Genomic DNA, 23044 nt, shown 5'->3' with positions numbered 1-23044 from the left:
TTATCTATAAATAAAAAGGACATTCTTTTTATAAATTATATTTATCCCAAGAAAAGCAGTATGTACACTAGGATTTTTAAAAGAATATTAGATTTCACCTTGTCACTGGTGGCGTTTCTTATATTTTCTCCTATTTTTATTATTATTACAATATTGCTATTTATAACCAACAATGGCAAACCATTTTTTTACCAATCAAGACCTGGTAAAGATGAAAAAATATTCAAAATTATCAAGTTCAAGTCCATGAACGATAAGAAGGATAAAAATGGGGAGTTATTATCTGACGAAAAACGTCTTACCAAAGTAGGATTATTGGTGCGAAAAACTTCATTGGACGAGATACCCCAATTATTAAATGTACTTAAAGGAGATATGTCCTTGATTGGACCTCGGCCCCTTCTTATTGCCTATCTTCCAAGATATAATAAAGAACAACGTTTACGACACAAAGTAAGACCGGGAATCACTGGATGGGCACAGGTAAATGGCCGAAACGCGATTTCATGGGAGCAAAAATTTGAGTACGATGTTTGGTATGTAAATCATATGTCTTTCGCCCTTGATGTCAAAATAATTTTTATGACCCTTCAAAAAGTATTTAAGGGGGCAGACATCTCAGCAGCGAATCACGCTACCATGGAAGCATTTATGGGAAATGAACGGCACAATCATTGATTTCTTTCATTTGACTTTCATCTCAAACAAATAGGAATCGAAAATGGGATCCAGACCCCTAGCTGTGTTCATTAAAAATAACTAACTTTCGTTGGATAACAATATATGGGGTAATCTTCACGGTGCTATGCGAACATAGGGCATAACCACTGGTTAAATTTGGAAAAGTAACAATAAGAATAATGTGGGGTACGTTATGTTTTATCAATTTAAAAAGTAACAATGAAAACAGTATTAATTTTAGGAGGGACAACGGGGGTTGGTAAAGAAATACTGAAGTCTTGTTTGGATAAAGGTTACAATGTAGCTTTTTGTGGACGAAAAGCTGCGGTGGGTAATGAAATTATAAGATCACTAAAAGCAGATGACCAGCTCTATTTTCATGAACTCGACCTTAATAGTATAGAAGAAATCGAGAATTTTTACCTCGGAACGATTAAAAGATTTAGTAAGATTGATGCTTTGATTATATATGCCGGTATTACTCCTGTAGCCTCAATACTAGATACAGATGAAGCTACATACGACAGCGTATTTAATGTGAACCTCAAGGCGCCATTTTTCTTATTAAAGCATGTTTTAAAAAGTATGATCAACCAGAAATCCGGTTCAGTTATTTTCTTTGGGTCGGCCCATATGGATTATGGAGAATTCGATAGAGCTTCCTATGCGCTTACCAAGAATGCGCTTTACACACTATCAAATCATATTGCTCATCATTATGCAAAGCATGGTATCAGATCCAATTATTTGGTAATGGGCTGGACAAACACTGAAGGGGAAATTGAATTGAGAACAAAAGAGGGAATGAGTGAAACAGAATTGAAAAGCAAAGCCTCTAGCATTATTCCAATGGGCAGGATGCTTAATTGTTTTGATCCTATACCCGCAGTACTCTATTTTATTTCAGATCAATCTGCAATGACCACTGGTTCCCTATTAAGAATCACAGGGGGAGAATATATATAATAAACATTTATGATTCCAACTTTAATATTTCATTCTAATTCCGAACTTTTAGAAGGACCTGTATTTGATAAAGTTAATAATTGCCTCTATTTTGTATCCATCTTAGACTATTTAATTTATTTTTATGATCCTACAACCAAAGAAATTCTAAGTTTAAAACTTGATTCCCCTGTCAGTTGTATTTTTATATTGGAACGAAAGAAAATCTTGGCAGCATCTAAAAATGGTTTTTTTGAAGTTGACTTTAATACATTACAAAAGCAATTTGTTTTTCAAATTGATATAGATAATTCAGTTCGATATAATGATGGAATCAAAGATCCATTAGGAAGATATATTATAGGAACCATGGGATTCCCTGAGATTAAGAAAAATATAGGAAAAGTATTTTCATATCATGAGGGGCAATTTAAAACAATTATTGATCGTACTACTATTTCGAATGGTCTAGCTTTCTCACTAGACTATAAATCACTCTACTTTATTGATACACCAACAAAAAAAGTAGCAAGGTATTCTTATGATTTAAGCACTGGCGATGTGGAATTTGAATTTAACGTAATAGAATTTAAGGGTGAAGGAAGTCCTGATGGAATGTGCATTGATAACGAGGGTATGTTATGGATTGCGGAATGGGGAGGTGGTTGTGTATCTCAATGGAATCCTTTAACTGGTTTCAAATTAAACGAGCTTAAATTACCTTGCAGTAACGTCACCTCGTGTTGTTTTGATAATCATTCGAATTTATATATTACTACGGCTAAGTCCGAATCTAAAAAAGATTGGCACGGTGGTGGGTTGTTTTATATTGAATTAAATAAAATTTAAATCTATGAATACTGTTAAAATTAGTGTAATAGTTCCTATTTTTCGAATAGAAAAGTATTTACCTAAATGTATTGATAGCCTTTTAAACCAGTCTTTTTTAGACTTCGAATTAATTTTAGTAGATGATGGAAGTCCTGATAATTGTCCAAAAATCTGTGATGATTATGCTAAATTAGACGATCGGATAAAAGTTGTTCATAAAAAAAACGGAGGTCTTGTAAGTGCACGGAAAGAAGGTTTAAAAAATGCTCAAGGAAAATATATTTCTTTTGTCGACGGTGATGATTGGGTAGACGAATTTTATTTAGATATTTTATTCAAACTTGCTGAGGCGAATGATGCTGACCTTGTGGTGACCGGTCGTTTTAGGGAATTTAACGGAAAAATTGAAACCGTTAAGCCAAATATGGCAGGAATATACAATGAGAAAGAATTAAAATCTTTGATACTCCCCAATGCCATTTACAATGGCGAATTTTGTGCACATGGGATATCGACCTATGTATGGAATAAACTTTTCAAAAGAGAATTGCTTTGTAAGATTCTTTTTGATGTACCTGATGAAATTGTTATGGGAGAGGATGCGGCAATTACCTACGCCTACCTATCCATTTCAAAAAGTTTGGTTATAAGTAGAATTCCGCTTTATTATTATAGGCAGCGACATGATTCCATTGTAAAATCTATTGAAAATCCGAAAACTGAATATTACAGATTAGGATTACTGATGAATTTTTTAAAATTAAAATTGAGTCAGGTAATAGATGAACACAACTTAAATAAACAGATTACGTATTATTTGTACTCACAAATTTTGGTTCGATCCGGCGGTATGATTTACGATGAAAAAGGGGATATGATTTTTAACCCTTTTTTAAATGTAGCACCCAAATCAAAGGTAGTTGTCTATAGTTCTGGATCTTTTGGGCAACATATACTATCAACAAATATCAAAAGCACTTTTTTTGATATTATAAAATGGATAGATCTAGATTATCATAAGTTGAATATTGGTAAAAATTTTGTCAAACCGATCAGTTCTTTTAATAACTCTGAATTTGACTATTTAATTATAGCAACCATAAACCCCACTTATTATGATTGGATTAAAAAAGAGTTGATTCTAATGGGTGCTGACGAAAAAAAGATTGTGAAAATTAACACAGATGTAAACAAAATCAGCAAACTATTATCTCAATTGGGGTTTGATGCTGACTTTAAATTTCAAAAGAATTAAATTTTATTTAAAACAAATAGGATATAATTCTAAATATAGGCAACATATAGTTGCAATTCTATAAAATATAAATACGGTTTTATTTATGAAAAAACTCATCATTCTAGGTGGAAATCCAGAGACGGCAATTTTGGTGAATACCTCAATTAAAATGGGTATTTACACCATTGTTATTGATCCAAATCCTGATGCTCCCGCCAAAAAAAACGCGTCCGAATCTCACGATATAGATGGTTTTGAAGTCGATAAAATTGTGCAACTGGCCAAGGACCATAAGGTCGATGCTGTCTTAGTGGGAGTTGCAGATATCTTGGTAAAACCCTATAGAGAGATTTGTGAAAAACTAAACATGCCTTGTTATGCTACCCCTGAGGCTGTAGAAGCTTTTTGTAGTAAAGATGGTTTCAAAAGGTATTGCCACGAATATAACATACAAGACATCCCGGGCATCTATCTTGACAAGACATCTAGCATCGAGAAACCAAAAAATATAGCCTATCCTTTAATGATAAAGCCCGTTGATAGCGGTGGTGGTGTTGGCATGAAAATATGTAGAGACGACCAGGATTATCAAGAATCTATAAAAACGGCCTTAAAGTTTTCAAAAATGGGCGTGGTTCTGGTTGAAAAATATATGGATTGCGATGATATGGCCGCCTATTATACCTTTAGAAATGGTATTCCCTATATTTCAGCCATTTCAGATAGAGTCACCACCAAAAAGCAAGGAGATGCTAGTCCGGTTTGTATTGGTGCCATATATCCTTCCAAACATACAGAGTTGTTTGTAAGGGATGTTCATCCAAAATTGTGTAAACTATTCAAAGGGCTTAAGATTAAGAACGGAGTACTCAATATTCAATTCTTTGTTGAGAACAATATTGTTTATGCTTACGATCCGGGATTTAGATTGCAAGGTGAGGCACCTCATATTCATTTAGCCCATATCAACAGGTTTGACCATCGTGAAATGCTTATTAATTATGCATTTACAGGGGTCTTAGGTGACGATAATTTTGCCGAGAAGAACGATTACTTGTTCAAAGGAAAAATTGCCTGTACCATTTGGGTACTTTTAACAGGAGGAAAGATTGATTCGATACAAGGATTAAATGAGATAAAAGCTGACGACACTGTTATCTTTGTTTTAGAACGATTTGATGTTGGTGATATTATAGCGCCTGAAATGTTAGGAACTGAAAAGCAAGTTTTTGCTAGAATTTATCTCGTAGCTCCGTCGATTGAAGCTGTCAACACTAAAATCGATAAATTTAAAAATTTATTAAAAATTGCTGACTCCAATGGAGAAAATATGATTTTAGAATGGTTAAAACCCTTTAATGAAGATGATTATAAACGATAATTTTAGATGATAATTTTAGATGATAATTTTATCTAATTAGAAAAACTTTGGTTTGGCTCCAATTAGTCTGTAGTGTTTTACCGCATAAACCTGACATAAAAACAATTTTATTAGCTGTAATAGAGGTCATTCAATAATTTTAATTGGATTTAAATATTTCAATGTAGACTAAGGTTTAAATATCCAAATTTTTATAGTCTTTGAGCACATTCATGCAACATAGTTTTTCGACAATTATATTCAAAATATAACCTTATAAGTTAACCGAGATGGCAATGAAACTAAGCATACTTATTCCTTTGTATAACAAGGAAAAATATATTGAACGTTGCTTGGAAAGTCTACTGGCTCAAGATCTATCATTAAATGATTATGAAATTATAATTGTTGATGACGGTTCAAAAGATTCCGGCCCACTAATCGTGAAAAACTATACTGAAAAATACGAAAACATTAGGTTGATAGAACAAGAAAACCAGGGGCCAAGTGCTGCCCGAAATAGGTGCCTGGAGGCGGCAAAAGGAGATTATGTGTATTTTTTGGATGCTGATGATTATTTGGTTACTTATGTTTTACATACTATTCTTGAATTAGCTTTGCAAAATGAACTCGATATATTGGAGTTCAATACTAAACAAGTAGTAGAGGGTTCAATACCTGAAAAGTCAACTCAGAATCACCAAGACGTATCCATAAAAATCTTGGACGGTATGTCTTATGTCTCAGAACATGGTTTCAAAAACGAAGCGTGGCGTTATATCATTAAGAAAAAAAAATTAGTGGCTACTGGAATAAGGTTTATGGAAGGCACTTTGTTTGAAGATGCCATTTTTACGGCGAGTATTTTTTTAAAAGCAAATAAACTTGCTAAAGTAAACTTGGATGTTCATAGATATGTGGTGGTTGAAAATTCTATAGTGACCAGCAAGGATCGGGCACATAACCTAAAATTTATCCATGGAATGGTTACTGCGGTAGAACATTTTCATAATTTGATCAAAGGATTAGACGATTCACATGTGAATTATCACAAAGTGGTTAAGCAATTAAAAAGCAGACAGCAAGCTTTTGGTATTGCGCTAATAATCAGGACGATAAAGTACCGTCTTCTGAGTTCTGAAGATTTTAAAAAAATATTGATGAAGTTAACTATGTTTGAAGCATACCCTATTGATTATAGGACAGGATGGGTAGGAAGTGGTAAGAAACGGATTTTCTCCAAAACGATATTCATCCCATTTTTCAACAATAAGACATTTCTATTGTTAGTTCAAAAACTTTTGAGATTGCTACCTGCTTAAATCAGTTATTAGAATTTTACCCCGGTTATTAAAAATATGGAATACTGTTGTAGGACTTCTAAATTTTGTATTAAAAAATATCAAGTTAGATGATCGATATTATTAGAAGTAAAGAAAAATGGGACGCCATTTTAAAAATGGTAGATAGCTACGATTTTTATCACACCTATGATTATCATCATATTATCAAAAATAATTTAGACGAGCCCGTATTGGTAAAATACACAGAAAAGGGCTACATTATTGCCATTCCTTTTTTAATGCGCCCAATTTATGGCACTCCCTATTACGATCTTACTTCCGTATATGGTTATTCTGGACCTATTTCAAAAAACATTGATACACAATTCGAAAACGGCAACTTTATAAAGGATTTCAAAATATTTCTTACTTCTCATAATATTATTTCTATTTTTTCTAGGCTCAATCCATTCATCGCTAACCAACGTTTATGTATTCAGGGTCTGGGAGAAATTTCTAGTTTGAGCAAAGTGGTCAATATAGACCTTACGTTGGAACTTGAAGAGCAGCTAAGAGCCTATCATAAAAGACTAAGAACCCATATAAATAAAGCAAGACGGCTTTGTTCCATTAAAATTGCAGAATCCAATGAAGAGGTGAAGGCCTATATAGACCTTTATTACAAAACAATGGAACGCGTACACGCTAAAAAATATTATTTTTTTGATGAGAAATACTTCTTTGACCTATTAAATTCCAAGGATTATAATACCAGAATATTATTAGCTATTGAAAACGAAACCAATGCTATTGTGTCCGGTGCAATGTTCATAACAACTAACGAAATTGTGCAATATCATTTATCCGGAACCGATGAAGAAAAATTAGACCTATATCCAATTAAACTCTTAATTGATGAGATGAGGATCATCGCTACCAGTGAAAATAGCACCTTTTTTAATCTTGGAGGTGGCGTTGGCAACAAAGAGGATAGCCTGTTTCATTTCAAATCTGGGTTTTCAAAGGATTTCAAGGACTTTAACCTATGGAAGGTTATAGTGAACCAAAAAATCTATGATCAATTGACTTTGGAAAAAAGTGCAGAACAAGAATCCAATTATTTTCCACTATATCGTTCACTAGACCTTAATTAGATTGCTGTGCGCATACTATCCAATCCCTTTACGTCCAACACCTTTTCCGGTATCTGGGTGAAACATTTCAACAACAATTTGCCCTCTTCTACCATAAAAGGTATAATGAATATTGCCTTTGTAAAAAAAGGACTTTCCCCGTTCTACGAAAACGTCGGCAAAACACATACCAAAGGAATATCCTATTCCATAAACCAAAAGGAGCCGTTGGAACTGAACAATAAGGTGTTGTTGATCTATGATGTACCCACATTTTTTGATTTGGACCTACCTGCTTTACAGAGCGACTATAAGTTACACAGAATTAAACAATATCCGGGATTCTTGATCCATTTGGATAAATACAAAGACCTAGGAGACTATATGTCCTCTAGTTTTAGTAAAAGTTCCAGATACAAATTAAACAAATACAAGAAAAGACTTGAGGAATCCTTTGACATCTCCTATAAGATGTACTTTGGAGATATTTCCAGAGCACAATACGATTTTATTTTTGGGAATTTCAAATCTCTATTGGAAAAGCGATTTCTGGACAAGGGAATTACGAATAATAACCTAGACCCTAAAGAATGGGCATTTTATTATGAGGTGGCCTATCCCTTGATCCTCGAAAGAAAAGCAAGCCTTTTTGTTATCTATGAAGGTACCACACCCATAGGGGTTACCCTAAATTATTTTTCGGAAAATATCCTTTTTGATGCCATTACGGTATTTGACATCGATTACGAAAAATTTCATTTGGGCTCTGTTACCATCATGAAGTTAATTGAGTGGAGCTTGGAGAACAATATTAAAATATTTGATTTTTCGAAGGGTTATTTTGATTACAAAAAGCGATGGGCCAATGAAGAATACGACTTTGAGTACCATCTCTATTACGATACAAAATCGATAAGGGCCAAAGTCATTGCCCAAATGATTTTGAAATATTTCTCCTTGAAACAAATACTTCGCGACAAGAAGGTCAACGAAAAACTGCACAAACTCAGTTTTTTTCTTAAAGGGAACAAACAAGAAAATACACCAAAAATTACCTTTGAATTTTCAGATGTTGAACTCGAAGCCGAGAAGTTGGATTTGGTCGATATTGATATCAAAACCCCAGCGTATAAATATTTGACCCCTTTGGTCTTTGAATTTTTGTACCTCAACAATGAAGAATTGAAGGACATCAAAGTACAACAAGTAAATAATCAAAAAGAAGTTTATATCATCAGTGGAAAAACCATTACCCGAAAAGCAACAATCAATTCCATTACACGTTCATAATAAACTTGCTTTCTTGAAGAATATATGTTGAATACCAAGGAAAAATGATACTCAAGCCCGTGATATTCTCCAACATATGGTTAAAAGAGAAACCTTAAAATCAATTGTTCTAATTAATTTTCGTGATGGATTTAAAAGGAAAATTTGAAACTAATTTTTTTATGAACCTCTTTGAAAAAAGAGAAATACCTGATGTTTATCAAAAAATAGCATACGCGGATAATAGCAAAACCCTTTATGAGGTTGATGCCAAGGATCTGCTTGAAGAGGAAAAACACCATATGTATACGGTGGCATTGATCCCTGAATATTTAAATCCTGTCCTTAAAAAAGAAGATCAGTATATCCAGAAAACATATTATCAGAACAATCTTGGGTATGCCATTCGCATGAAGGATGTGATCAATATAGACAGTTACCTAAAATCCCAATTCAAATCCAATCATAAGGTGGTTAAGCGGAGTCTAACCCGACTCGAATCTTGTTTCAACATCAATTATAAAGTATTCTTTGGCAGTATTACCAAAGAGGAGTATGCCTTTTTAATGTCTGCCTTACAAGAAATGCTCGTTAGAAGGTTTGCCCAACGCAATGACGAGCATAAAAAATTGAGAGAATGGAACATTATACTGGATAATACCTTTGATCAAATTAACCGGAAAGAAGCATCATTATTCATAATTTATGATGGCAAGAAGCCCATTGATATTTCTTTAAATTATCATTTTGACAAAATAATTTTTAGTGCCATATCATCCTATGATATCGACTATCATAAGTTTGGGGTTGGCCATGTAGAAATGATCAAGTTGGTAGAATGGTGCCTAAAAGACCAATTTGAGTTGCTAGAGTTGGGATACGGTGATTTGGAATATAAACGAAGGTGGTGCAACTATATCTATCAATTTAAATATCAGGTAGTCTATAACGAACAGTCATTGATCATACCATTATTGGCCAAAATTGAGCTGTATAAATTATCGGTCAAGGAATTTTTAAAAGAAAAAAAGGTCAATCTGGTCTACAATAACTTAAGGGAAAAATTTTCAGCAAATAGTCCTAAACGGAATGAAACCGCAGAACTAACTATTGAAAAAAGGACAATTACCGAACCAGATAATACTGAATATATAGCGAAAATTGATCCCGATTCAGAAAAATACAAGTTCCTGCGTATCGTGATATATGAGTTTTTATATTCCACAGTTGAACATAAGGACAATACCTCAATTTTTATGATTTCTGAAAGTCCGAAATCATTTTTGATCAGAGGAAAAAACAATGCACAACAAATAACTTATAGAAATTAATACTTGTTTCATAACTGCCGCTTGACTTACTTTACGTTTTAAAACTATTCTAGGTACATTATATTCACCACTTGCACTGAAATAAGAATAATGGTCTCAAAATTTATAGCCAAAAGGAATTTTTATTTTTCTTTCTTTGAAAAACAAGTAGTGCCTTCGCCTTACAAAACACTGACTTACAGTGGCCATGCATTGCCCGTTTCCGAATATCGCGACAACTTTAAAAATACTGGTGGTACGCCTGTACTATGTGTTGAACTTTTCCCTTCTTATTTTGATGCAATCATAGAGGTTCCTCCAGGGGTTAAGGTCGAAAAGATTTTTCGGATCAATGGCTTCTGTATCAATATTGGTGATACCCAGGACATCAATAGTTATATCAAAGCCAATATCAAGAGTAATTTGCGGACTGTTCTCAAAAGAAAAACAAAGGGTTTAGAGACCAGTTTTGATATCCGCTATAAACTTTACTATGGGCAAATCAATAAGGAGGACTATGATTTTCTGATGCAGTCACTGCACGGTATGCTTACACGAAGATTTAACCAACGTGATGACCAGCATGAATCTTTAAAGCGTTGGGATTCTTATGTTAGCAGTGTTTTTGATCTCATCCATGAAAAAAAAGCATCACTTTATGTCATTTATGATGATCAGAAGCCCATTCAAATATCCTTGAACTACCACTGTGATAAGATTGTGTTCTTAGCCATCCCTTCCTACGATATTGATTATGCAAAATTTGGTTTGGGAAATATTGCGGTACAGAAAATATTGGAATGGAGCATCAACAACGGATACAAAATTCTCGACATGGGGTATGGGGCGTTTGACTATAAATTAAAATGGTGCAATCATACCTATACCCTTGAGCACCATTTATTTTATCAAAAAGGTTCCTATATCGCTCCAATCATAGTGGGTGTTATTTCTTTAAAGACCCGATTGGTCAATTTCCTGGTGTCTAAAGGGGTAAACAAATTTTATCATAGTTTGAGGTCCAAATTCAGCAAAAAACCAGAAACCGGGGAAATTGAATATTATCTGGACGAAACTTTCAAAGAATTGTCCGATTATACAAATCACAAACGCATCGATTTTATGAACCATGACAGCTACTCCTTTTTAAAAAAACCGGTTTACGATTTTTTGTATACAAATTTAGAACACATTGCAAAAGTGGAGGTATATGAAGTTCAGGAAAACCTATCATATGTCATCAAGGGGCCAAAAAATATTCAGAAAATCGTATTTAAAAGGTAAGATATCCCAAAATCAACCGTATTCCCCTTTCCAGGACAAAAGTCCCTGCAATCTTTGGGAAATGGATAACCATGAAACAATTGTGAGCCCTAGGAATATAATACTGGTCTAAAAAAGAAATGAGTTTGAAAACAACAGGTGTTGCCTCCAAACTCAGATTTTAAATTTCTATTTCCTGAATAGCGAATTCTATTTTTCTATTACATAATTTCCAATACACAGGGCATCCAGGCCGTTGGAATAGAAGCATCTCAGTGCATCAAAAGGCGATTCTACCACAGGCTCACCCTGAATATTAAAACTGGTATTCAAAACCACGGGCACCCCCGTTTTAATACCCAATTTAGTTATAACGTCATGATATAAAGGATGGGTATCCCGATCTACCGTTTGCAATCGGGCACTTCCATCAACGTGAGTAATTGCCGGCAAAATCTGTTGTTTATCCAAGAGTACATTGCATACCTTCAACATAAAAGGATCTTCCACCCTAAGATCAAAATAATCCTTGTACGACTCCAATGTAGAAGAAGGGGCAAAAGGCCTGTATGCCTCCCTAAATTTTATTTGTGCATTTATCTTATCCTTCATCTGGGGAAATGCAGGGTTGGCCAGTATACTCCGACTTCCCAATGCCCTTGGACCAATTTCCATGGTTCCCTGGAACCAACCAATTATCTTTCCCTCTTCCAGAAGCAAGGCAGCTCTTTCTCCAATATCCTCTACAAATTCAGCTTTTAATTTTGCCTTATCAATGGCCGCCTTTATTTCCTCATTGGAATAGCTTGTACTTAAATAAGGATTGTCATGGACGTAGTTCCTCTCGTTCTTCAAAATCCCATTGTATAAATAATAGGCAGCACCTATCGCTGTACCGTTATCGCCAGCTGCAGGCATTACATATACATCCTTGAAGGAACTTTCCCTGATGATTCTTCCGTTCATAACACTATTCAAGGCAACCCCACCTGCAATCACCAAATAATCTGCTTTGGTTTTTTTATACAGGATATCACAGATTTCCAAAACCTTCTCTTCCAATACACGTTGAAAGGCAGCTGCCACATCCATATGGTATTGCTGAAATTCCCCATTGGGCATCCTTGGTTCCCCAAACGTCTCATAAAACTTTTTAGAGCACCTTTTTCCCACGATTTTCTGATAGTTAAAATAACTCAGATCAATTCTTACCTGACCATCTTCTTTTATCTCAACTATTTTTCGGACCTGATCTATAAAAGTCTCTGAATTTCCCATAGGGGCCAGACCCATGGTCTTACCTTCATCGTAATTTGGTTTGAATCCACAGAATTCTGTGACAGCTTCATAGAAGGAACCCAATGAATGTGGAAAGAAACTTTCCCCAAATTTCTTAATGTTATTATCCCTTCCATGTCCGATCCAGGTAGTCGCCCATTCGCCAGAACCATCTATTCCCAATAAGGCCGCCTCTTTGTAAGGAGAAACAAAAAAAGTACCGGCCACATGGGTCAAATGATGTTCAATAAAATGAACTTTTGGACCTTGCTTATGGTCATAATTGTTATTATACCATATCCAAAATCGCCTTTGCTTTGCATAGGCATTTACGACATGATGCCCTGCAAAGGGTAGTATACTCTTAATATTTCTTAAGGCATAAATAGATTTTCTGAACCAGTGCGTCGTTGGTTTGATAGATACCGCAACGTGGTCAACATCAGCGAAAGTCAATCCGGCCAATTTTAAACACCTTTGAATGGCTAGTTCAGGAAAAGCCTGAGTGTGCTTGTCACGGTTCAAACGTTCTTCTTCGATGGCCGCCAAGAGCTTACCATCCTTAATTATGCAAGCGGTTGAATCGTGGAAATAATAATTAAGTCCTAATATGACCATGGCTAAAACAGATAGGGGGGTTAAAGTCTATATACCGCTAAAAATTCTTATTTCAAGTTTTCTAAGGGGTTTTCCAAATATTTCTTTTTAAAAACGGATTACCAAAAATTCAGATCTTCTGTTCAACCTGTGCTGAGCTTCAGAACAACGGGTATTATCATCACACTCGTTCACCAAATTGGTTTCTCCGTACGCTTTGGGCACCAATCTGTCGGAAGATAGACCTTGACCTAACAAATAATCAATAGTATTTTTCACCCGCTGCTCAGATAACCATAGATTGTACTTTGCAGTACCCCTACTATCCGTATAGGAAGATACTTCCAATGTAATTGAGGGAGTTTCCTGCATAAGGTTGACCAACTGCGTCAATGTAGCTTTGGATTCACTGTTTAAAGTGGAAGAATTCAATGCAAAGTATACCTTACCAAGGTTTTTGATATCATTTTCAATCTGGGCCTTTCTTTTATTTTCAGCATCTATCCTTGCTTTTTCAGCAGCGGCAAGTCTGGCAGCCTCTTGTTCTTCTGCAAGGCGTTTTGCCAATTCCGCAGCCCTATCAGCCGCATCTGTAGAATCTTGAACACGCTGTTGCTCTTTTTTCATAGCTTCTATCAAAGCCAGGTGCTCCATTCCTTTTTTGGACAATTCCTTTTCAACTCCAAAGCGATATACTACACTTGCTGCATGTTGGATCTGCTTTGTTGAGCCTTCTTCGATTCCCCATTTTCCCATGGTATTGAAATTTAGACCCCATGTATCGTTGAACCAAGTATTAAAACCAAAACCAACATTACCTGTTGTTCTACCAACATTCCCTATAGAACTATAACCAGCACCGCCTTGTAAAAAAGGATCGAACCAACCGGTTTCACCAAATATTTTATTTAAATCATAGCTAAGCATACCGTCAATGGCGTAATACTCCCTTTCGGCCATATTAATTGCACCATCTATCAGTTTACCTACCTTGTACCTATTGTATGTCCCGACGGCTTTTATACCCATTCCATTACTGAAATTTCTTTGAATACTCAAAGCTGATGGATAAGGAACAGCATTCCATGTTTCTTCAATTCTTAAGAATGTTTCTCCAAAAGGTGTTGCTGTATCCTCTACAATATTGATTCCAAGTCCTAAAACCCAAGAACTTTTGATTATACTGTCCTTTGCTGTCAGTTCCATACTTTCCTGAGCGGACGTTAGAGATGCAACAAGGGAAAGAGCGATAAATAAATGTGTTCGAAAATTTTTCATTACCTTAAAATTTGGGATAATTAGAGGGTGAAATTAGTGCTAAATGGATGTGGTTCAAATAAACTGCTATGAAACGTAATAAAACTCGATGTAGTACAGTCTAAGAAATTTCCTTCAATTAATTGTCTCTTTTCTTAAGGGTAATTTTCTTTTCGGAAACAGGGACCCTATACAGGAAAAAGGGCGTGGATATTGCCATATTAGAGGAATCGACCCCTTCATTTTTTGTTATTTCAATTACCATTTCGCTGTCACTTTTCTTCAAAACGGACAAACTAGGTTCAAGATCACCATGCTGTTCACCTACACAGACCAGTATCAACATGTCCTTTGAAAAATCAATTTCCGGTACAGGAATTCCAGGCTTTCTAGTTTTGTTCACCTCCATTAGAAAACGCTTTAATGTCTTCTCCTCTTTTATGATCTGGACTTGTGTACTATCCATATTGGAATGACTGTCCTTTAATACCAATGTAGTACTGTCCAAGGAAACCGAGTTCTCCATTTCAACAAAGGTTTTCTTTTGACTTTTGCAAGACAAGCAAACAAACAATAAACTTAAAAGCAAAACTCTCATATTAATATGAAGTATTAAAACGGGCCCTATAGGCCTTCTCATAGACCGCTTCATATAAAGGAAGTACATTGGCTATATCAAAAGTCTCTGCCACACGAACTGCGTTCATCTTAAATTTTTCCAGTTCATTATCGTCCCTAAGAATACGAAGTGCATTTTCCGCCATCTCATCAACGTTTCCGATATCGCTCAAGAAACCTGTCACCCCATGCCTGTTCACCTCTGCTATACCTCCTGCATTACTTGAAATGACCGGAACTCTATTGATCATGGCCTCCAAAGCCGCAAGACCAAAACTTTCTGATTCCGAGGGCAATAAAAATAGGTCCGAGAAACAAAGAATCTTGTCGACCTGGTTACTGTTGCCCAAAAATACCACCCTATCCGAAAGGCCCAAACGCTCTACCAATAGTTCCGCACCTTCCTTCTCGGGGCCCTCCCCTACCATAATCAACTTGGCTGGGATTTCCTTTTGGATCTTATCAAAAATGTGGATGATATCCGGAATCCTTTTTACCTTCCTGAAATTACTGATATGGGTTACTATACGCTCGTTGTCCTTGGCCATTAATGAACGTTGACAATCTGTAAATTTGGTGCTGTATTTTTTCTTATCGATGAAATTGGGAATTACCTCAATATCCTGTTTGATATCAAATAAATCCAAGGTGTTCTTCTTTAAACTGGCAGATACCGAGGTCACTACATCCGATTTATTGATACTAAAGGTTACGGCCGGTTTGTAAAAAGGATGTTTCCCTACCAAGGTAATGTCCGTGCCGTGGAGTGTGGTGATCATGGGCAAGTATATGCCATCCTCTTCCAACATTTTCTTTGCCATATAACCGGCATATGCATGTGGGATAGCATAGTGCACATGCAAAAGTTCTATTCCATACAATTTCACGGTATCCACCAACTTGCTGGAAAGAGCCAATTCATAGGGCTGGTAATGAAATAGGGCATATTCCGGAACGTGAACCTCATGAAAATGAATCCTATTGTTCAATAATTCCAACCGTACCGGTTGTTTATAGGTAATAAAATGAATTTCATGACCTCTATTGGCTAGGGCAATGCCCAATTCCGTGGCAACTACACCACTACCTCCAAACGTCGGGTAACAAACAATCGCTATCTTCATTTTATTATCTCGCATTTTTGAGGAAACTTTTCAAATTGAAAAATCTTCCCTGTGTATCTAATATAAGTCGGTTTAACCTCAATAACATTTCAAAACAACCTCTATTTTGTTGAAATTATCAAGATCATCATATCATTCAACTTATAATATATTGATTTTTAAGTTATTATATTACCTACAAAGCTACATTTTAATTCAAAATGGCATCGTAAATGGCCTTTTGGATCCTAGTCCTCAATCCAGATTTAATAAGTAATGTATTTGACGCTGAAGGGAAGGTACGATTGGATAAAAAGACATAGACCAGATCTTCATCTGGATCTGCCCAGGCCAAAGTTCCAGTAAATCCACTATGGCCGAAACTTTTACGGGAAATACCCTTAAAAGTTGCACCTCCATTTTTAGGTTCAGGTTTATCAAAACCCACTCCCCTACGGACATTTTGGTCGCAGAAATAGCAGGTATTAAATTTCCTCACCGTTCTTGCCTCCATAAATCGCTCCCCCCCATAATAGCCGCCTTGAAGGTACATCTGCATAATTTTGGCCACATCGTTGGAGTTACTGAACAATCCCGCATGGCCACCTACTCCACCCTGCATCGCGGCACCCATATCGTGCACGTATCCCTGAACGGTACCATATCTGTAATAATCATCTTCTTCACTAGGGACGATGTTGTTTTTTGAAAATTTTTCCAAGGGATTGTAACTGGTATGATCTGCCCCCAAAGAGCTATATAAAAAGCTATTGGCAATCTTATCCAGTTGATCTTGGTAACTGTCCTCTATATACTTTTTAAAAACATAGTAGGATAGATCACTGTATCGATACCGGTTGGATTTTAAACTTTGACGACCAATCCTACTGTAAATAGAATCTTGATACATGTCCATCAAATATAAATTATCCGTCACCTGGGTGGTGTAACCGGGAACGGGTGAATTTCTGTAAAACTGGGGTGAAGGTTTTCTTTCCTTATCCAAGGTATCCAAATAAAAGGCGATCCATGCCGGCAACCTTCCATAATGGGATAGCGCCTTCAAAACGGTAACATCCTTGAGTTCCGTGTCTGCATAGGATGGTACCAATTTATCAAAAGTATCTATCAGATCCATCTTGCCGTCCTCCTCCATTTTCATCAGGACCGGTAAGGTGGCCAATATCTTGGTCAAGGACGCCAGATCATAAATATTGTCGGTCGTAATTTGCTGGTCCGAGTCGTACGTAGGTTTACCAAATCCTTTATTGTAGATTACTTTTCCTTTCCTGGCCACCAAGACTTGGGCTCCTGGGAACATCAGGGAATCCAAACCGTTGTTTACCAATTTATCCACCAAGCCCAATTTGGTACTGCTCATCCCTACCCTCTCAGGGAAACTATATCCCAGTCTTGAAATATCCCCCAATAGCACCCCTGTATTTACCGGTAATTTTGGATGGGCCGAAACGGGCAATATACCTTTGGCCGGAATTGCCCCAAAGATCAATTGGGCTGCTCTCTGCTGGGCCAAAACACTATTTTGATAACCTACCATGATGGCGTCTATATCATCCACGGATGGTATTTCCAAAAGGGAATAAGGTTTGGCAAAGGTTGCCAGAATTAGATTTGAGGTTCTCAGGGACCCAATTTCTTGCAGCCATGTGATTTCCTTTGAGGAAAATTTATAGGGTTTCCATGGACTTTCATCACTTTTATGAAAACCCACAATAACTACATTATAGGCCTCCAAACTCTTTTTCAAACTACTAAGATCGGTACCATTAACTTCTGTAACGGTGGTGTATTTTTTCAACTCCTCCAAAAAGGCACTTCCATCAGCATCCCCTAGCTTGACATAGGCAATCTTTTTGTTTTCCAAATTTTTTATAGGTAGGATATTGACATCATTTTTGGCAACGGTCAGCGCATTTTCAATAGCTTCTTCATAAACAAGGTCATTCTCCACGCTATTCAAATCCTTGTACAGGTTGTCCAAGGGAATAGGCTTATAATTGTTCAGCCCCACCTTATATTTGGCTCTCAGGATTTTTTTGACAGAGGAGGCCAAGCGCCTTTCGGAAATGATACCATATTCATACGCTTGGATCAACTTTTTCTTTGCCGGTTCCACCTCCTTGGGCATCAACAAAATATCATTTCCCGCCAAAAATGCGGTCAGCTCCACATCCCCTGCCTCCTTGAAGTTGGTTCGCCCCTTTATATCCGCAACACCTTTCATATTAAGGGCATCTGTCAAGATCAGACCTTTGAACTCCAACTCCTCCTTCAATAGATTGGTTATGATCCTATTGGAAAGTGAAGAAGGGTATTCTTTCCTCTTCTCCAAACTGGGTATGCTCAAATGAGCCACCATCACACTACTGAGGCCATTCTTGATCAATTTTTTGAATGGGTACAACTCTATACTATCCAAACGATCTGCAGTAAACTCAATGATCGGTAGTGCTTTATGGGAATCCGTAGCTGTATCCCCATGTCCCGGAAAATGCTTGCCGCTGGCCAGCACTCCTGCCCGCTCCATACCTTTCATAAAGGCTATTCCCTTTGCGGCAACATTGTCCCTATCCTCACCAAAGGATCGGTTTCCTATGATAGGGTTATTGGGATTGATATTAATATCTATATCCGGAGCAAAATTGATATGTACGCCCATGCGCTTGGCGTGTGACCCTATCTGATGTCCGACCTTGGCAACTACCCCTGTATCTTTGATGGCCCCTAGGGTCATATTCCAAGGAAACGCGTAGGTTGAATCAAGTCGCATGGCCAAACCCCACTCGGCATCCATTCCTATTAGCAAAGGAATTTTGGAAGTAGCTTGGAATTCATTGGTAAGTTTTGCCTGTCTTACCGGACCTCCCGTAGAGAAAATAACACCTCCTATCTTATGTTCCTCGATCAGTCTTTTTATTTTATCCGTACCCGATTTAGCCTGGTCTGAGGCAACACTCATCATAAAGAGTTGTCCCATCTTTTCTTCCAAGGTCATGGATTGGTAAACATCGTTGACCCAAACAGCCTGTTCCAGGCTATCCTTGGAAACCAAAGGGTCTTGTTGTGCCCAGGATGCCCTGCTTGCCAACAGCATAATAATGAGAATGTGGAATACCGATTTAAGCCTCATAAAAACATGTATTCTAAGGTACTAACTTAAGTAAAAAGAAAATATTAAACACACTGGTCATCATAAACTTAAGAGACATTTATGATTTGAAATCCAGCAGAAAGGATTACATAAAACGAGCATGCCAGCTTTCTTCGGCAGGCACCTCCCAATGGTTTTCGTACTCCAATTTATTGGTTACCAAATTATTGAAGACGATGGTGTTTTTGGAGACCGATTTATTCTTGGCCATCTTTTTAAAATCGATCAAGGATTTATAGGCCACAAACTCCCCTTGCTTATAGGAAACGTTCATTTTATCCAAAAGATCAATGTCGTACTTCTTTTCCAAGTCCTGTATGAAACGTACTGAAGCATCAATGGAACAACCTGAAGCCGAGGCATTGGTCTGGTCCAGGGCAATTACAATAAACCGATTATAGCGAATCTCATAGCCAGCTGCCAGCTGACTGCCATGGGCTGTCCATGCCTTGATAAATTGTTCCAAACCAGTCCGCACTTCTTCCAACTCCTCTGCACTGAAGCTTCTACTGGCTTGATAGATCCATACCCTTGAAGTATCTGATAACGAATTGAATTCTACTAACATGTGTTCTTTTTTATAAATCTTCGGCAGTGGCAATCAGTTCTGCAATATCCATTACTGCCACAGCACCTTCTTTTTCCTTGTTCTTAACCCCATCCGTCATCATGGTGTTACAAAATGGACAACCTGCTGCAATGATTTCGGGTTGGGTTTCCAAAGCTTGCTCGGTCCTTTCTATATTGACATCCTTATCCCCTTTTTCCGGCTCCTTGAACATCTGGGCCCCTCCTGCACCACAGCACAAGCCCTTCTTTTTGCAGTTCTTCATTTCTACCAGTTCTGCATCGAGTTTTTTGATCAGGTCCCTGGGAGCCTCGTATACATTGTTTGCACGTCCCAAATAGCAGGGATCGTGAAAAGTGATCCGCTTTCCTTTGAACTGCCCCCCTTCCATGGTGATCCTTCCCTCTTCCAATAACTGTTTTAGAAATTGGGTATGGTGCACTACTTCGTAATCCCCACCCAATCCCGGGTATTCATTTTTTATGGTATTAAAGCAATGTGGACATGCGGTAACCACTTTCTTTACGCCATAACCATTGAGCACCTCAATATTGGTTACGGCCTGCATTTGGAACAAAAATTCGTTCCCAGCCCTTTTGGCCGGATCACCGGTACAGCTTTCCTCTGTTCCCAGAACAGCAAAGCTCACCTTTGCTTTGTTCAGGATTTTTACGAATGCCTTGGTAATTTTTTTTGCCCTATCATCAAAACTTCCTGCGCATCCCACCCAAAACAATACTTCTGGCTGCTGACCAGCTGCAAACAGTTCTGCCATGGTTGGCACCTTTAGTTCATTGCCCATATTTTAAGCTGTATTTTTATGATTCCTTTGCCCAATTGAGCCTGTCCATTTGATTGAACGGCCAAGGGGCACCATTATTTTCAATATTACCCATCATATTGTTCAAATCTGAGGGGGCTGCGGATTGCTCCATAACCAGATAACGTCTCATGTCCATGATAATGGACAACGGATCTATACTCACAGGACATGCCTCCACGCAGGCATTACAAGAGGTACAGGCCCACAATTCCTCATGGGAAATATAATCACCCAACAACTCTTTCCCATCCATCTTGAACTCGCCGTTATTGGCATCCATGTTTTTCCCCACTTCTTCCAAACGGTCCCTGGTGTCCATCATGATCTTTCTAGGGGAAAGCTTCTTTCCCGTTTGATTTGCCGGACATTCACTGGTACACCTTCCACATTCTGTACAGGTATATGCATTCAATAGCTGGACCCAATTGAGATCCATAACATCGGAAGCTCCAAATTTTGCAGGAGGCTCCGCTCCTTCCACAGGGGCAGCAAACGGATCTGCTGTGGGATCCATCATCAATTTTACCTCTTTGGTTACTGCTTCCAAATTGTCGAATTGCCCTTTTGGCCTTAGTTTACCGAAATACGTATTCGGAAAAGCCAAAAGGATATGTAGATGTTTGGAGTAGTAGAGATAATTTAAAAAGAACAAAATCCCAACAATATGAAGCCACCAAGCACTTCTTTCCACTAGTACCAATGACGGGATACTCATCCCATCAAAAATTGGCGCCAAGTACTGACTAACGGGAAAGGCTCCAGCTTGGGTATAATGCTCGGCTCCCAATTGCTGTAATTGATAATCGGCACCGTTCATGGTCAGGAACAAGAACATCAAAACCAATTCTATATACAGGATCAGATCGGCATCTTTTTTGGGCCAACCTTTCATTTCAGGTTTGAAAAATCGTTGGATTCGCACCACATTTCGCCTCAACCAAAAAACAACCACCGCCACAATGACCAAAAACGCCAAGATCTCAAAGGAAGCGATCAAAAAATTATAAATACTCCCCAGAGGCGCAAAAATACGATGTGTGCCCAATAGCCCATCGATGATAATTTCGAGGACCTCAATGTTGATTATGATGAATCCAACATAAACAATAATATGCATGATACCGGCAATGGGCCTCACCACCATTTTGGTCTGCCCTAGGGCAATTTTGGCCATATTGCGCCATCGCTGTGGTTTGTTATCACTAACATCCACATCCTTTCCCAATTTGATATTTCGGGAAAGCCTTTTTACATTCTTCGCAAAAAAGGTAATTGCACCAATTAATATAATCGCAAATAAAATATTGGGAAGGTACTCCATATCCTAATTGTTGTTGTTATCTGCCGGATCGTTTTCTGGCAATGTGTATTCCTTTTGTTTTTTACCAAAGACAGACACGTTTACATAACGTTTTGGATTTAACCTGAAATCCTGCAACAGAAGATCTAGCTCTCTTGTAGCACTGGACATATTGTTATAGAGTTCCTCGTTTTCCATCAATTTGCCCAAGGTACCTTCACCCTGTTCCATTTTAGCCAATAGTCCATCCAAATTTTTAATGGTAGACTGCAAGCTTTCCATGGTTTCCGCAATTCCCGAATTGGATATGGAATCTGATAATTTGGAAAAATTTCCTGTGATGTTACTTAGGTCATCAATAGACCCGTCCAATTTATCCTTGTTGCCTACCAATAATTCATTCATGGCCTTGGCACTTCCCTGAAAACTTTGGACCAATGTATTTAACCCGCTTATGCTTTCCCTTAAATCCTTTTTGGTCTTGTCGTCCAGGATCTCATTAAAGTTTACCAAAAGAGAATCCGCATTGGAAACGGCATCCTCTACTTTTAACTGCAAAGGGGTCAGTTTTTGTTGTACCAATTCTGTAAGTCCAGGTCTGGTCTCCGTTTTCAAAGTATCTCCAGATTTGGCCATAGGCGCGTTATCGAAGACCGGTTTTATTTGAATTCCCTTGCCCCCAATGATACCTGTATCATAAAGTTCCGCTGTACTGTTTTTAGAAAACTGAAATTTGTTGTCCACCGAAAAAGTAACCAACAACAATCCAGATTGATCTTTAAACCTTATATCGTTCACCTTGCCCACTGCAAAACCGTTGATGGATACCTGGGTCCCAGGCTGGAGTCCACCAACATGTTTGTATACCGCATAAAAGGTCTTACTGTTGTCAAAAATTGGTGAAGATTTTAAATAACTAAAACCTAAAACAAACAACAGGATACCGCCCAATACGATAATTCCTGTCTTAATTTCCCTAGATATTTTCAAAGAGATCGATTTACTGTTCTTAACAA

Annotated in this window: 19 protein-coding genes; 10 read left to right on the top strand and 9 right to left on the bottom strand. The window is 37.4% G+C overall.

The annotated features are described in order from the left end of the window. Positions 1-60: 60 nt before the first annotated feature. The 10 genes from WAA86_RS06235 (at position 61) to WAA86_RS06190 (ending at position 11333) form a co-directional block, all read left to right on the top strand. Positions 61-678: a sugar transferase gene (locus WAA86_RS06235; protein WP_337300128.1), complete on the top strand. Its 618-nt coding sequence runs from the start codon at positions 61-63 to the stop codon at positions 676-678. A gap of 222 nt (positions 679-900) precedes the next feature. Beyond that, positions 901-1647, top strand: a complete 747-nt coding sequence (locus WAA86_RS06230) for an SDR family NAD(P)-dependent oxidoreductase (RefSeq protein ID WP_337300127.1) — start codon at positions 901-903, stop codon at positions 1645-1647. A gap of 9 nt (positions 1648-1656) precedes the next feature. Continuing rightward, positions 1657-2475: an SMP-30/gluconolactonase/LRE family protein gene (locus WAA86_RS06225; protein WP_337300126.1), complete on the top strand. Its 819-nt coding sequence runs from the start codon at positions 1657-1659 to the stop codon at positions 2473-2475. Positions 2476-2479: 4 nt separating this feature from the next. After that, positions 2480-3712, top strand: a complete 1233-nt coding sequence (locus tag WAA86_RS06220; protein WP_337300125.1) for a glycosyltransferase family 2 protein — start codon at positions 2480-2482, stop codon at positions 3710-3712. Between the two features lie 85 nt (positions 3713-3797). Then, positions 3798-5075, top strand: coding sequence for an ATP-grasp domain-containing protein (locus tag WAA86_RS06215; protein ID WP_337300124.1), 1278 nt, complete (start codon positions 3798-3800; stop codon positions 5073-5075). Between the two features lie 275 nt (positions 5076-5350). Next, positions 5351-6376 carry a glycosyltransferase gene (locus WAA86_RS06210; protein ID WP_337300123.1) on the top strand — a complete coding sequence of 342 codons (1026 nt, stop codon included), beginning with the start codon at positions 5351-5353 and terminating at the stop codon, positions 6374-6376. Positions 6377-6465: 89 nt separating this feature from the next. Continuing rightward, positions 6466-7491, top strand: coding sequence for a peptidoglycan bridge formation glycyltransferase FemA/FemB family protein (locus WAA86_RS06205; RefSeq protein WP_337300122.1), 1026 nt, complete (start codon positions 6466-6468; stop codon positions 7489-7491). A gap of 6 nt (positions 7492-7497) precedes the next feature. Then, the gene (locus tag WAA86_RS06200; RefSeq protein ID WP_337300121.1) at positions 7498-8760 is read left to right on the top strand and encodes a GNAT family N-acetyltransferase; all 1263 of its coding nucleotides are present in this window, start codon (positions 7498-7500) and stop codon (positions 8758-8760) included. 161 nt (positions 8761-8921) lie between these two features. Beyond that, a complete protein-coding gene (locus WAA86_RS06195; RefSeq protein ID WP_337300120.1) occupies positions 8922-10070 on the top strand; it encodes a GNAT family N-acetyltransferase in 1149 nt (382 codons plus the stop codon). Between the two features lie 90 nt (positions 10071-10160). After that, a complete protein-coding gene (locus tag WAA86_RS06190) occupies positions 10161-11333 on the top strand; it encodes a GNAT family N-acetyltransferase (RefSeq protein ID WP_337300119.1) in 1173 nt (390 codons plus the stop codon). 189 nt (positions 11334-11522) lie between these two features. Here WAA86_RS06190 and WAA86_RS06185 read toward each other — a convergent pair whose 3' ends face one another. From WAA86_RS06185 to WAA86_RS06145, 9 genes are all read right to left on the bottom strand, one after another. Then, on the bottom strand, positions 11523-13208 hold the full coding sequence (locus WAA86_RS06185) for a carbamoyltransferase family protein (protein WP_337300118.1): 1686 nt from the start codon (positions 13206-13208) through the stop codon (positions 11523-11525). 87 nt (positions 13209-13295) lie between these two features. After that, entirely contained in the window at positions 13296-14465 is a 1170-nt protein-coding gene (locus WAA86_RS06180) for an OmpA family protein (RefSeq protein WP_337300117.1), read from the bottom strand. A gap of 118 nt (positions 14466-14583) precedes the next feature. Beyond that, positions 14584-14970, bottom strand: a complete 387-nt coding sequence (locus tag WAA86_RS06175; protein WP_337300116.1) for a hypothetical protein — start codon at positions 14968-14970, stop codon at positions 14584-14586. A 73-nt stretch (positions 14971-15043) separates the two neighbouring features. Continuing rightward, on the bottom strand, positions 15044-16186 hold the full coding sequence (bshA, locus tag WAA86_RS06170; protein WP_337300318.1) for an N-acetyl-alpha-D-glucosaminyl L-malate synthase BshA: 1143 nt from the start codon (positions 16184-16186) through the stop codon (positions 15044-15046). A gap of 190 nt (positions 16187-16376) precedes the next feature. Continuing rightward, entirely contained in the window at positions 16377-19316 is a 2940-nt protein-coding gene (locus WAA86_RS06165) for a glycoside hydrolase family 3 N-terminal domain-containing protein (protein ID WP_337300115.1), read from the bottom strand. Positions 19317-19422: 106 nt separating this feature from the next. After that, complete coding sequence (locus WAA86_RS06160) at positions 19423-19905, bottom strand: ABC transporter ATPase (protein WP_337300114.1); 483 nt, start codon at positions 19903-19905, stop codon at positions 19423-19425. A gap of 10 nt (positions 19906-19915) precedes the next feature. Continuing rightward, positions 19916-20707, bottom strand: a complete 792-nt coding sequence (locus WAA86_RS06155) for a (Fe-S)-binding protein (protein WP_337300113.1) — start codon at positions 20705-20707, stop codon at positions 19916-19918. A 16-nt stretch (positions 20708-20723) separates the two neighbouring features. Continuing rightward, positions 20724-22049: a (Fe-S)-binding protein gene (locus tag WAA86_RS06150; RefSeq protein WP_337300112.1), complete on the bottom strand. Its 1326-nt coding sequence runs from the start codon at positions 22047-22049 to the stop codon at positions 20724-20726. A 3-nt stretch (positions 22050-22052) separates the two neighbouring features. After that, entirely contained in the window at positions 22053-23018 is a 966-nt protein-coding gene (locus tag WAA86_RS06145) for an MlaD family protein (protein ID WP_337300111.1), read from the bottom strand. Positions 23019-23044: the final 26 nt, after the last annotated feature.

It is taken from the genome of Sediminicola sp. 1XM1-17 (assembly GCF_037203765.1).
Taxonomy (GTDB): domain Bacteria; phylum Bacteroidota; class Bacteroidia; order Flavobacteriales; family Flavobacteriaceae; genus Sediminicola.
Note: the sequence above shows the minus strand (reverse complement) of the source record. Positions and strands in the feature narration are given on the sequence as shown.